This window comes from Micromonospora sp. NPDC049171, from assembly GCF_040648275.1.
Taxonomy (GTDB): Bacteria; Actinomycetota; Actinomycetes; order Mycobacteriales; family Micromonosporaceae; genus Micromonospora.
On record NZ_JBEZDJ010000004.1, the window covers coordinates 189,593 to 202,155 of the forward strand.

Consider the following 12,563-nt stretch of genomic DNA (forward strand, 5'->3'; position numbering starts at 1 on the left):
GCTGGACAGCGTACGCGGATCAGCCCACATCGAGGGGGTCGGCGAGGAGCCGTTCGAAGGCCAACTCGGCGGCCCCGAGCAGGGGTGCGTCCTCGCCCAACTTCGGCGTACGCAGCCGGACGTGCTCCAGGCAGGCGGCGAGCGCGTTGGAGTTGAGCCGGCTGCGGACCTGGGCCGCCGAGGCGAGGTAGAGGTGGCGCATGGTGCCGCCGAAGATGACCATTTCCGGGTTGAAGACGTTCACCAGGTTGGCCAACCCGAAGCCGAGCCAGTCACCGGCCTGGCGGACCGCGGTCTGGGCGCGGGCATCGCCCCGGTCGGCGGCGTCGAAGACGGCCAGCAGCGCGTCGGGACCTCGGGCGTCGGCGCGTCCGGCGGCGCGGAGCAGGCCATGCTCGCCGATCTCGGTCTCCCAGCAGCCCCGCGAACCACATTGACAGAGCCGCCCGTCGACGACCACCTTCATGTGGCCGACCTCGCCGCCGTACCCGCCGTGCCCGGTCAGCCGACGCCCGCCGGCGATGATGCCGGCACCCACGCCGACGTCGCCGTACAGGTAGATGACGTTGTCGCAGCCGGCCGCCACACCCCGTGCGTGCTCCGCGAACGCGGCGACGTCCGCCACGTTGCCCACCGTGACCGGCACCCCGATGCCCAGTTCGGCGGCGAGGGTCGCGCCGATCGGCTCGTCCACCCAGCCGGTGGTGGGGCCGAGCCGCACCAGGCCGTCGTCGCGGCGGACGATGCCGCAGACCGCGACGCCGGCGCCGACGCAGATCGCGTCGTGCGGCACCGTCTGCTGCATCTCCTTGAGCGCGCCGGCCAGCAGCGGCGCGGCCTCCGCGGCCTGCAGGCCGCGCGGTCGGTCCAGGTCGCGGCGGTCCAGGACCGCGCCACCCAGCCCGATCCGGGCCGCGCGTAACCGGTCCACCTCGACGGAGTACGCGTACGCGTAGACCCGGGCCGACTCGGGCCGGACGACCAGTGACGGTCGGCCGGCCCGGCCGGTCTCCTTGGGTGCGCCCTCGCTGACCAGCCCCACCGCGGACAGGTCGGCGGTGAGCGCGCCGATGGTGCTGCGGTTGAGGCCCAGTGTGGTGGTCAGTTCGGCGCGGGTCGTCGCCCCGTGGACGTGCACGTGCCTCAGCAGGGCCCCGAGGTTCTGCCGTCGGACGTGATCCTGGCTCGGTCCTGGGCGCATCCTGGTGCTACCTCCCGCGCGGCTAGCGGGTGCCGGTGGCTGCCGCGCGGCGGCGGGAGAGTGCGTCGACGCTGGCGGCGAGCAGCAGCACAATGCCAGTCACCACGTACTTGACTCCCGCGCTGTAACCCATCAGGCCCATTCCGTTCTCGATGACCGCGACCACCGCGCCGCCGAGGACGGCGTCGAGGACGCGGCCCTTACCGCCGAAGAGGCTGGTGCCGCCGATCACCGCCGCGCCGACCGCGTAGAGCAGTACGTTACTGCCCCCGGTGTTGGGGTCGACCGAGTTGGCCCGGCTGGCCGCCACGATGCCACCGATGGCGGCCATGGACGAGCAGATCACGAAGACGGAGATCCGGATCCGGTCGACGCCGATGCCGGCCCGGCGGGCCGCTTCCCGGTTGCCGCCCACGGCGTAGATGTGCCGGCCGTAGCTGGTGCGTTGGAGCACGAAGGTCCAGATGACCAGCAGCACCGCGATGATCGGCACCACGATCGGCACGCCCTTGAGCGAGACGATGAGGACGTTGCGGCTGCGCTCCAGGTTGAGCACGTACACCGCGGTGCCGAGGATGACGGCGAGCCCGCCGATCCGCAGCGCCACCACCGCGATCGGGTCGGTGATCAGACCGCGGGCCGACCGGTTGCGGTGGCGCAGCAGCTGCACCGCCGCGTAGCCGACGACGGCGACAGCGGTCAGCGCCCAGCCCAGGACGGGGGCGAGGTTGCGGTTGGCGATGGCGACCAGCACCTCGTCCCGGACGGAGATGTTGGTGCCCTCCTGCACGAGCAGCAACACGACGCCCTGGAAGGCGAGGAAGCCGGCGAGAGTGACCACGAAGGACGGAATGCCGATCTTCGCGACCAGCATCCCGAGCGTGGTACCGATGACGACACCGGTGGCGATCGCGGCGAGCACGGCGACCCACCAGGGGTAGCCGAGCACGGTGACCACATTGGCCAGCACCGCCGCGCAGACGCCGCTGGCGAAGCCGGCGGAGAGGTCGATCTCGCCGAGCAGCAGCACGAAGACCAGGCCCATCGCGATCAGCGTGACCGCCGCACCCTGGGTGAAGAGGTTGGCGAAGTTACCGGCCGACAGGAACGACGAGGGCCGCATGATCGCGAAGACCGTGCAGAGCACGATCAGGCCGAGTACGGCCGGGAGCGCGCCGACGTCGCCGCCGCGTACCCGGCTGAAGTAGTTGCGGACATGGCCCCCGACGGTCGGCGCCGGTGTGACGGCCGCGGGGCCGTCCTTCCGCACGGCGGTGGTGGTCATCGGGCGCCTCCTGAGATCGAGTCGGCCGGCTGCGGGCCGTCGCCGTTGCTGCCCGGGTCGGTGGCGAGGCCGAGCCCGCCCGAGCGCCCGGCGGTGATCAGCTCGACCACCTGGGCGTGGGTGATGTCGGTGGTCTTCACCTGGGCGACCATCTGGCCGAGGTACAGCGCGGCGATCCGGTCGGAGACGGCGAAGACGTCGTTCATGTTGTGCGAGATGAGCACCACGGCCAGGCCGTTGTCGGCGAGGCGCCGGACCAGTTCGAGAACCTGGGCGGTCTGTGCCACGCCGAGCGCCGCGGTCGGCTCGTCCAGGATGACGAGCTTGCTGTTCCACAGCACCGCCTTGGCGATGGCCACGGTCTGGCGCTGACCGCCGGAGAGGCTGGAGACGTGCTGGCGAAGCGAGGTGACGGTGCGGATGGAGAGCCCGGCCAGCGTCTCGGCGGCGAGCTGTTCCATGCTCGGCTCGTCCAGGACGATGCCGCTGTGCTTCTCCCGGCCGAGGAACATGTTCTGCACGATGTCCAGGTTGTCGCAGAGCGCGAGGTCCTGGTAGACGACCTCGATGCCGAGCGTGGCGGCGTCGCGGGGACTGCCGATGTGCACCTGTTCGCCGTTGAACAGGACCTCACCGGCGTCGGTGGGGTAGATGCCGCTGATGCACTTCACCAGGGTCGACTTGCCGGCGCCGTTGTCGCCGACAAGTGCGGTCACTTCGCCCGGGTGGACGCTCAGGGCGACGTCGCGGAGCACCTGGACGGGACCGAAGCTCTTGTCGATCCCGCGGAGTTCCAGCAGGGGAGTCGCGGACACGGGGGTCTCCTTCTTAAGGGAGGGTCGGGGCCCGTCCGGCGGGCGCCGCCCGGCACGGGAGGGTGCTCCCGTGCCGGGCGGCGATTGTCGTTCCGGCGGGTACTGCGGCGTCGGTCAGCTGATGCCGGCTTCGGCGCAGAACTTGGCGTAGGCCCCGGTGCAGACCTGCTCCTTGGTCGCGTAGCCGTCGGCGACGACGTCCTTGACGTTGTCCTTGTAGATGGCCTTCGGGGTGAGCAGCACCGAGGGGACGTCCCGGCCACCCTCCGGGTCCTTCACCGTCTGGCCGGTGTCCTTCTTCTCGCCCTTGGCCAGGGTGATGGCCAGGTCGGAGGCCGCCTTGGCCTCTTCCCGGACGGCCTTGTAGACGGTCATGCACTGGTCACCGGCGAGGATGTTCTGCAGACCCTCCACGCTGGCGTCCTGCCCGGTCACCGGCACCTTGCCGTTGAGCTTGTTCTTCTTCAGGATCGAGATGGCGGCGTTGCCGAGAGTGTCGTTGGCGGCCAGCACGCCGTCGATCTTGCCCTTGGTCGCGGTGAGCTGCTGCTCGAAGATGGTCGCGGCGGTGGGGCCGTCCCAGCCCGGCACGGCGTCGTCCGGGCCCTTGGTGTACTCCTTGGAGTCGAACTTCGGCTTGAGCACCGAGTCGTAGCCGGCCTTGAACAGGGTGGCGTTGTTGTCGGTGGGGGAGCCGTTGAGGTACGCCACGACCGGGTTCTTGGCGCCCTTCTCGGTCAGGCACTTCGCCAGACCCTCGCCCTGGAGCTTGCCGACGGTCTCGTTGTCGAAGCTGACGTAGTACTGGGCGGAGCCGCCGAGGGTGAGCCGGTCGTAGTCGATGGTGGCGACGCCCTGCGACTTGGCCTTGTCGAGCACGGCCTTGCCGGTGCCGGAGTCCAGGTTGACGATCATCAGGGCGGTGACGCCGCTGGTGATCATCTGGTCGGCGATCGTCTGGAACGCGGCCTTGTCGTTCTGGGCGTTCTGGATGTCGTATTGGACGCCGGCAGTCTTGAACGCCTCTTCCAGGAAGCGGCGGTCCGCCGTCTCCCAGCGGGGGGAGGACTTGCTGTCCGGAAGGATCACGCCGATCTTGGGAGTCTTTTTGGAGTCGGCCGAGCCGGTGCCGGAGTCGTCGCTGCAGGCGGTCAATCCGCTGGTCGTGAGCAGGCCCACGGCGGCGATGGTGAGGATCCCCTTACGCATGTGCAGGGTCCTTTCGGGGGTGGGGGAGGTGTTGTTTTTGTTGTGTCCGGCAACGTATTGCGCGTCACACCGCCTCCACAAGACCGCTCAGGTGCCTAGTTTGTTGGCAGCGATAACAATTCAGCAACGCGACTGTTACTCCGTGGGTATCCCACGGCGTAGTCGACGTAACGACTGTCGTCAGCGGGTCTGCAACGGCGCGGTACGGGCGTCGGTCAGCGCCACCAGATCCACCGCGGCCAGTTCGAGTTGCAGGCCGCGCCGACCAGCCGAGACGTAGATCGTCGGAAGGTCCAACGCGGATTCGTCAAGCACGGTGGGCAGTCGCCTGCGCTGCCCGAGCGGGCTGATCCCACCGCGCACGTAGCCGGTGGCCCGCTCGGCGACCGCCCGGTCGGCGAGCACCGCCCGCTTGCCACCCACCGCCGCCGCGAGCGCCTTGAGATCCAGCTCGCCGGTGACCGGCACGACCGCCACGGTGAGCGCGCCGTCGACCTCGGTCACCAACGACTTGAAGACACGCTCCGGTGCCACGCCGAGCGCCACCGCCACCAGCGCGCCGTAGTTCGGGGCGTCCGGCGACACCCGGTAGGGGTGCGTGCGGTACGCGACTCCGCGCTTGACCAACAGTGCCGTCGCCGGGGTGCCCTGTCCTGCCACACCGGCGACGCTAGTCGACCGGCCGACCGATCAGCACTGTCGGTGCGCCGGCGACCCGGGTGAGCACCAGGCTCGCCGCCGCGTCGCCGGCCAGCCGCAGATCCCTCCGCAGTTGCTCCGGGGTCAGCGCGGAACCCCGCTTGAGGATCTCCACCCGGCCCACCCGACGCTCGCGCAGCAGCGCCCGCAGTCGCTTGAGCGAGAACGGCAGCACGTCGGTGATCTCCAGGCAGCGCGCGTACGGGGTGCGGGTCGGCTGGTCCGCGTAGAGGTAGGCGATGCTCGGGTCACCCAGGTTGGCGTCCAGTTGGGCGGCCAGTTCGGCGACGAGGTGCGCGCGGATGACCGCCGCGTCCGGGTCGTACAGGTAGCGCCGGGGCGGCCCGACCGGCGCCTCGTCGGCACCCGAACCGGTGAGCTGGTGGCGGCGGGTCTCGGCGCCCTCCTGGCGGTAGAGCGTGGCGCGGCGGGGCACCTCCGCCAACTCCCCGCACCAGAGCGCGGCCTCGACCAGGTCGCCGTCCACACCGACCCACTCCGCCTCCGCACCCGCCGGGATGAGCGCGTGGTCCAGGCCCGGTGCCACCTTCACCACCGTGCGCGGCACCCGCTCGGCCAACCCGGTGACGAAGTCCCACGGCGGCGAGAAGGCGCGCGGGTCGAAGATCCGTCGCCCGGTGCCGCTGCTGCGGCGGGCCGGGTCGCAGAAGACCCCGTCGACCCGGGAGACGTCGAACGCGGTGGCATCCCCGCACTCGACGGTGAACAGCTCGGCCAGCCCGGCCGCCGTGGCGTTGGCGGCGGCCATCGCCGCAGTCACCGGGTCGGCCTCCACCCCGTACACCCGGATGCCGGCACGGGCGGCGGCCAGCGCGTCCGCGCCGAGGCCGCACCCGAGGTCGGCCAGGGTGCGCACGCCGGCCGCGGACAGCCGGACGGCTCGACGGTCGGCGACCACCCGGCGGGTGGCCTGCTCCAGGCCGGGGCGGGTGAGGAACATCCCGGCGGCGACCGGGCCGAACTTGCCGGCCGCCCGGTGCCGCAGCTCGGCCTGGGTGAGCGCCGCCGCGGCCAGCGTCGGCGGCACCCCGGCCGCGCGCAGCGCCGACGCCGCGACCAGCGGATCACCGCCGGCCAGACCGGCCGCCGTCGCGAGCGCGGCCGACCCCTCGGGGGTACGCAGCGCCGCCAGCTGATCGAGATCCACCCGGTCATTGTCCGGGTGGACCCGGAAATCCGGGCTGGCGGGGCGCGACTCGCTGGCACTCTCCTTGACGGAGTGCTAGCCACGGAATAACCTGCGATTAGCACTCTCACCCTGAGGGTGCCAGCTTCCGGGTCTCGCGACCCGGGTGCGCACGCCAGGCGGACCGGCACCCGCGACGACGGTCCCGCCCGGTGGCATGAGGCAGATTGACGCTGGTTGGCCCCGCCGGCCAGCAACGAAACCAGTACCCCAGGAGGGTATGCCCGTGACTACCGCGACCAAGGTTGCGATCAAGCCGCTCGAGGACCGCATCGTGGTCCAGGCGAACGAGGCTGAGACCACCACGGCGTCGGGCATCGTGATCCCCGACACCGCCAAGGAGAAGCCGCAGGAGGGCACCGTCCTCGCTGTGGGCCCGGGGCGCGTCGACGACAACGGCAACCGGGTTCCGGTTGACGTGCAGGTCGGCGACACCGTCCTTTACTCGAAGTACGGCGGCACCGAGGTCAAGTACGCCGGCGAGGAGTACCTGGTGCTCTCCGCCCGCGACGTCCTCGCGGTCATCGAGAAGTAAGCAACCGATCAGTTCCATTGCCCCGGTCCGGCTCGCCGGGCCGGGGCAGTGGCGCTTCGAAGGGACATTAATGGCGAAGATCCTGAGCTTCTCGGACGACGCCCGACACCTGCTGGAGCACGGTGTCAACGCCCTCGCGGACGCGGTCAAGGTCACCCTCGGCCCGCGCGGGCGCAACGTCGTCCTGGACAAGAAATTCGGTGCGCCGACGATCACCAACGATGGTGTGACCATCGCCAAGGAGATCGAGCTCACCAACCCGTACGAGAACCTTGGCGCGCAGCTGGTCAAGGAGGTGGCGACCAAGACCAACGACGTCGCCGGTGACGGCACCACCACCGCGACCGTGCTGGCCCAGGCCATGGTTCGCGAGGGCCTGCGCAACGTGACCGCCGGGACCAACCCGGCCGGCCTCAAGCGGGGCATCGACGCGGCGGCCACCAAGGTCTCCGAGGCGCTGCTCGGCCGTGCCGCGGAGGTCACCAGCAAGGAGTCGATCGCGAACGTGGCGACGATCTCCGCGCAGGACGCCACGATCGGTGATCTCATCGCCGAGGCGATGGAGCGGGTCGGCCGCGACGGTGTCATCACCGTCGAGGAAGGCTCCATGCTCACCACCGAGCTGGACGTGACCGAGGGTCTCCAGTTCGACAAGGGCTTCATCTCGCCGAACTTCGTCACCGACCTGGAGGGTCAGGAGTCCGTCCTCGAGGACGCGTACATCCTGGTCACCACCCAGAAGATCTCGGCGATCGAGGAGCTGCTGCCGCTGCTGGAGAAGGTCCTGCAGAACAGCAAGCCGCTGCTGATCATCGCCGAGGACGTGGACGGCCAGGCGCTCTCCACCCTGGTGGTCAACTCGCTGCGCAAGACCCTCAAGGTCTGCGCGGTCAAGGCCCCGGGCTTCGGTGACCGGCGCAAGGCGATGCTCCAGGACATCGCGATCTCCACGGGCGCCGAGCTTGTCGCCCCGGAGCTGGGCTACAAGATCGACCAGGTTGGCCTGGAGGTGCTCGGCACCGCTCGGCGCATCGTGGTCGACAAGGAGAACACCACGATCGTCGACGGTGGCGGCCAGAAGGCAGACGTCGCCGACCGGGTGGCCCAGATCCGCAAGGAGATCGAGGCCTCCGACTCCGACTGGGACCGGGAGAAGCTGGCCGAGCGGCTGGCGAAGCTCTCCGGTGGCATCGCCGTCATCAAGGCTGGCGCGGCCACCGAGGTCGAGATGAAGGAGCGCAAGCACCGCATCGAGGACGCCATCGCGGCGACCAAGGCCGCGGTCGAGGAGGGCACCGTCCCCGGCGGCGGCGCCGCCCTGGTGCAGATCCGCTCGGTGCTCGACGACGACCTGGGCTTCACCGGTGACGAGAAGGTCGGTGTCTCGGTCGTGCGCAAGGCGCTCGTCGAGCCGCTGCGCTGGATCGCCCAGAACGCCGGTCACGACGGTTACGTCGTGACGCAGAAGGTCGCCGACCTCGACTGGGGCAACGGCCTCGACGCCGCCAAGGGCGAGTACGTCGACCTGGTCAAGGCCGGCATCATCGACCCGGTGAAGGTGACCCGCAACGCGGTCACCAACGCCGCCTCGATCGCCGGCCTGCTGCTCACCACGGAGAGCCTCGTGGTGGAGAAGCCGGAGCAGGCCGAGCCGGCCGCCGCCGGTGGCGGCCACGGTCACGGGCACGGCCACCAGCACGGCCCGGGCTTCTGATCCGGTAGTTGAACCGGGGCACACCGCCGTACGGCGGTGTGCCCCGGTTCGCTCGTTGAGCCGGTAGGTCATTACCGAACGCTGACGTTGTTGGCGACCGGGCAAGATGATCGCGCACACTGGGCCGATGAGCACCACGTCGCGGCGGTACGCCGCGCTGGCCGGGGTCACCGCCGCCGCCGTCGCGATCGGAATCGCCGAACCGGTGGCCGTGTTGACCGGCCCGCGGTCGGCGCCCCTGGTCGCGGTCGGCGGGGTGGTCGTCGACGCCGTCCCCGAGTCGCTGAAACAGTTCGCCATCGACCTCTTCGGCACCGCCGACAAGATCGCACTGCTGGTCGGCACGGGCCTGCTGCTCGGAGCGTTCGCCGCCCTCTTCGGTGTGCTGGCCGTCCGCCGACTGGCACTCGGCCTCGCCGGCATCGCCGCGTTCGGTGTCATCGGCGTGGCCGCCGCCCTGACCCGCTCCGGTGCCGACGCGGCTGACGCGCTGCCGTCACTTGTCGGTGCCGGCCTCGGCGCCCTGGTGCTCTGGCTGTTCATCGCCGGCCCGTTCGAGCTGGACCCCTGGCCCTGGTCAGCACCCACACCGATCGTGCCGCCGGCCGGGTCGGTGCCGCCTGGTGGGTCGGTGTCGCCCGCTGCGCCGGTGCCGGTGGCTCCGGGCGGGCGGTCCGCGGCGGCGAACGAGCCGGTGGAGGCTACGGGGGTCGACCCGGAGTCGCGGCGACGCTTCCTCACCGGCAGCGGAGTGCTGCTCGGCACCGCCGTGGTGGCCGGTCTCGGTGGGCGCTGGCTGGCCGGCCGGCGCGGGGTGTCCGCCGCCCGCGACGCGATCCGCCTGCCCGCGCCGGTCGCCCCCGCACCGGCCCTGCCGGCGGGCGCGGACCTCTCGTTGACGCAGCTCGCGCCGTACGTCACCCCGAACTTCGGTTTCTACCGGATCGACACCGCGCTTGTGGTGCCCCAGGTCGACCCGGACACCTGGCGGCTGCGGATCCACGGGCGGGTCGGCACCGAGCGCACCTACAGCTACGCGGATCTGCTGGCTCGGCCGCTGGTCGAGCGGTACGTCACGCTTGCCTGCGTCTCCAACGAGGTGGGCGGGGACCTGATCGGCAACGCCCGCTGGCTCGGCGTACCCCTTCGGGAGCTGCTGGACGAGGTCGAGCCGGACGCCGATGCCGACCAGGTCGTCGGCCGGTCGGTCGACGGCTGGACCTGCGGCACCCCCACCGCCGCCTTGCGCGACGGGCGGGACGCGCTGTTGGCGGTCGGCATGAACGGCGAGCCACTGCCGGTCGAGCACGGCTTCCCGGTCCGGATGGTCGTGCCCGGCCTCTACGGGTACGTCTCGGCCTGCAAATGGGTGACCGAGCTGGAGCTGACCCGTTTCGCCGACTTCGACGCGTACTGGGTGCCGCGCGGCTGGTCCGCCCAGGGCCCGATCAAGACCCAGTCGCGGATCGACACACCCCGGGGGCGTAACCGGCTGACCACCGGCCCGGTCACGGTCGCCGGTGTGGCCTGGGCGCAGCATCGGGGCATCAGCCGAGTCGAGGTACGCGTCGACGGCGGCCCCTGGCAGCAGGCAGCGCTGGCCCCGGCCGTGTCGGTGGACACCTGGGTGCAGTGGTCCTGGCGCTGGGACGCCACGCCGGGCGAGCACCGACTCCAGGTTCGCGCGACGGACGCGACAGGCGAAACCCAGACCGAGCGTACGCAGGACGTCGCCCCGGACGGCGCCACCGGCTGGCACACGGTCACCGTCACCGTCCGCTGAGCGGGGGTCGTTCCTCGCGCGCCGGAGTACGCCGACTGCCGTACCCCCGATGACGTCACCGGGCGGACGCGGACCGGACGGTACCGGGACAGGGTGAAGCCATGACTGTTACCGCACGGACGTTCACCATCGCCGGCCTCGTCGTCGGCGCCGCGGGCATCGGCGTGCTGTGGGCCGCCGGGGTTGAGTTTCCCGTCGCCGTACCGCCCGGGATGATCATCCTGTTGGCTGGCGCCCTCTTCGTCGCGTTCGCACCGTGGCGCTGGTCGCCCGCGGTGGGCGCGCTACTGGGTCTGTTCGTGGCCGTCGGGTTCGCGATCAGCCCGACCGGGGTGGACAACCTGCTCGGGCGGCACGGTGCCGACGTGGCGACCGGACAGTCGATCCAACTGATCGGGGTGCTGACCGCGCTGGTCGCCGGGGCGCTCGCCACCAACACCGCCCGTCGGATGCCGCAGAGTCAGCCATCCCGGCGGCCGGGGGTCACTCGCTGAGGTCGCCGGCGAGCCGATCCATCAGCGGGCGTCGGCGCGGGTCGCCCTGCTGCGGCCGCGACGCCACCAACCCGAAACCAACCGCCTGCACCCTCGCCGGAGGCGAGATCTTGGACAGTTTCCGTTTCGCGAGAACGGAAACTGTCCAAGATCTCGGAGCATCCGGTTCTTGGGCGGGGTGGTTACGTGCACTGCGCAGCGCGTCGCAGCCCGTCACACCGGTCAGACCCGGGAACGCCGCTGGCCGGCACCCCGAGTTACGGGGTGCCGGCCAACGGTCGATGTCCTGCGGTAGTGCGGGGGGTCAGCTGTTCCAGTGCTGGCCGACCAGGTCGGTGGCCTGCTGCTCCCACTGGGCGTAGGCGTCGGGGTAGGCGGAGACCTGCACGGTCTGCGCGGCCTGGGTCAGGGGCATGTCCTGCCAGCCGTCGACCTGCTTGAGGCCCTTGAGGAACGCGGTGGTGGAGTAGGCGGGGTCGGTGATCTGCTCCGGGGTACCCCAACCCGAGCTCGGGCGCTGCTGGAACAGGCCCAGCGAGTCGTGGTCGTTCATATCGCCCAGGTGGCCCAGGTTCTCCAACTTCGACTCCTGCAGGCTCGTCGCGATCGAGATGACCGCGGCCCGCTCGGGCAGACCCGCCTTCTTCGTCGCGGCGATGATCGCCTTGACGTTCGCGGTCTGCTCATCGTTGAGGGTGATCCGGGACTGCTCGCCCTGCGGCTTCGGCGCGGTGCTCTGCACAGCGGCGGCGACGGGCTTGGCGTCGACGGGGTTGGCGTGCGCGGCGATCGGACCGGCGAACACACCACCGGCGAACGCGAGACCAGCAACAGACAGCACACTCTTACGCATGATCGTGTTCATGGTGGTTAGCTCCTTCGGGGGTAGGACCACCCGCTGCCACCGAGGGGGAACGGTGACGGCGGGTGTGAGCACCTCGTCCGGCGCCGCACATACAAGGGGGAAAAGTCTTCGACGGTCGGCGACCTGCGAGCGGGGGGCTCGTGGCGCCGGGGTCCAGGTGTAACGACCGGGGGGCCGAGGTCATTCCGGGTTGGCCCCATCGCGCGGCACCCTCGTCGGGGCGGTGCCTACGGTCGTTCGTGGGGACTGCAACGACCCGGGGGCCGAGGGCATTCCGGGTTGGCCCCTCGCGCGGCACCCTCGTCGGGCGGTGCCTACGGTCGTTCGCGGGGACTGCAATGACCGGCGGGCCGGGGGCATTCCGACCTGCGGGAACCGCATCCCCAACCCCTGCGGGTCGGGCGGGCGGCAGGTCGTGCTGCGATCGTCAGGGTATGTAACGACCCCGGCCCGGCCACGATTCCGGCCCACGGATGCGACCGGTCACAACCCACAACCACCCCCCACCGGACAAACCACCCACACCACCCCGCACCCACGACCCCGAACCGCCCCCGCCAGGCATGATCCACTCGCCTTCACGGAAGTCGCGGTGTCCCGGACCTCCGGACCCCCCGATTTCAAGAAAGCCGAGTCGATCATGGCCAGGCGCGTGCGCATGCCAGGCGCGTGCGCATGCCAGGCGCGTGCGCATGCCAGGCGCGTGCGCATGCCAGGCGCGTGCGCATGCCAGGCGCGTGCGCATGCCAGGCGCGT

At 70.9% G+C, this 12,563-nt stretch carries 11 protein-coding genes; 4 read left to right on the top strand and 7 right to left on the bottom strand.

Translation table 11 applies throughout. From position 1 onward, the window contains the following. Positions 1 to 19 precede the first annotated feature (19 nt). The 6 genes from AB0B14_RS07245 to AB0B14_RS07270 all read right to left on the bottom strand — a co-directional run bounded on the left by AB0B14_RS07245 (position 20) and on the right by AB0B14_RS07270 (position 6,377). Positions 20 to 1,201: an ROK family protein gene (locus tag AB0B14_RS07245; RefSeq protein ID WP_357521783.1), complete on the bottom strand. Its 1,182-nt coding sequence runs from the start codon at positions 1,199 to 1,201 to the stop codon at positions 20 to 22. 22 nt (positions 1,202 to 1,223) lie between these two features. Further along, positions 1,224 to 2,486: an ABC transporter permease gene (locus AB0B14_RS07250; protein ID WP_357521785.1), complete on the bottom strand. Its 1,263-nt coding sequence runs from the start codon at positions 2,484 to 2,486 to the stop codon at positions 1,224 to 1,226. Continuing rightward, positions 2,483 to 3,301 (bottom strand): ATP-binding cassette domain-containing protein, encoded by an 819-nt coding sequence (locus tag AB0B14_RS07255; RefSeq protein ID WP_357521787.1) that lies wholly within the window; start codon positions 3,299 to 3,301, stop codon positions 2,483 to 2,485. Before AB0B14_RS07255 ends, AB0B14_RS07250 begins: the two co-directional genes overlap by 4 nt. A 114-nt stretch (positions 3,302 to 3,415) precedes the next feature. Next, the gene (locus AB0B14_RS07260) at positions 3,416 to 4,510 is read right to left on the bottom strand and encodes a substrate-binding domain-containing protein (RefSeq protein ID WP_357521789.1); all 1,095 of its coding nucleotides are present in this window, start codon (positions 4,508 to 4,510) and stop codon (positions 3,416 to 3,418) included. A gap of 180 nt (positions 4,511 to 4,690) precedes the next feature. Further along, positions 4,691 to 5,170 (bottom strand): Cys-tRNA(Pro) deacylase, encoded by a 480-nt coding sequence (gene ybaK / locus AB0B14_RS07265; protein ID WP_357521790.1) that lies wholly within the window; start codon positions 5,168 to 5,170, stop codon positions 4,691 to 4,693. Between the two features lie 10 nt (positions 5,171 to 5,180). Beyond that, entirely contained in the window at positions 5,181 to 6,377 is a 1,197-nt protein-coding gene (locus AB0B14_RS07270) for a methyltransferase domain-containing protein (RefSeq protein ID WP_357521792.1), read from the bottom strand. Between the two features lie 259 nt (positions 6,378 to 6,636). Here AB0B14_RS07270 and groES point away from each other — a divergent pair, with 259 nt between their 5' ends. The 4 genes from groES to AB0B14_RS07290 all read left to right on the top strand — a co-directional run bounded on the left by groES (position 6,637) and on the right by AB0B14_RS07290 (position 10,942). Continuing rightward, positions 6,637 to 6,951, top strand: a complete 315-nt coding sequence (groES, locus tag AB0B14_RS07275) for a co-chaperone GroES (RefSeq protein ID WP_030330046.1) — start codon at positions 6,637 to 6,639, stop codon at positions 6,949 to 6,951. Positions 6,952 to 7,021: 70 nt separating this feature from the next. After that, entirely contained in the window at positions 7,022 to 8,665 is a 1,644-nt protein-coding gene (groL, locus tag AB0B14_RS07280) for a chaperonin GroEL (protein ID WP_357521794.1), read from the top strand. 127 nt (positions 8,666 to 8,792) lie between these two features. Then, on the top strand, positions 8,793 to 10,448 hold the full coding sequence (locus AB0B14_RS07285; protein WP_357521796.1) for a molybdopterin-dependent oxidoreductase: 1,656 nt from the start codon (positions 8,793 to 8,795) through the stop codon (positions 10,446 to 10,448). Positions 10,449 to 10,549: 101 nt separating this feature from the next. Further along, positions 10,550 to 10,942 carry a hypothetical protein gene (locus AB0B14_RS07290; RefSeq protein WP_357078870.1) on the top strand — a complete coding sequence of 131 codons (393 nt, stop codon included), beginning with the start codon at positions 10,550 to 10,552 and terminating at the stop codon, positions 10,940 to 10,942. Positions 10,943 to 11,246: 304 nt separating this feature from the next. Here the strand turns inward: AB0B14_RS07290 and AB0B14_RS07295 are convergent, their stop codons facing one another. After that, entirely contained in the window at positions 11,247 to 11,807 is a 561-nt protein-coding gene (locus AB0B14_RS07295) for a hypothetical protein (protein ID WP_357521798.1), read from the bottom strand. Between the last annotated feature and the right edge of the window lie 756 nt (positions 11,808 to 12,563).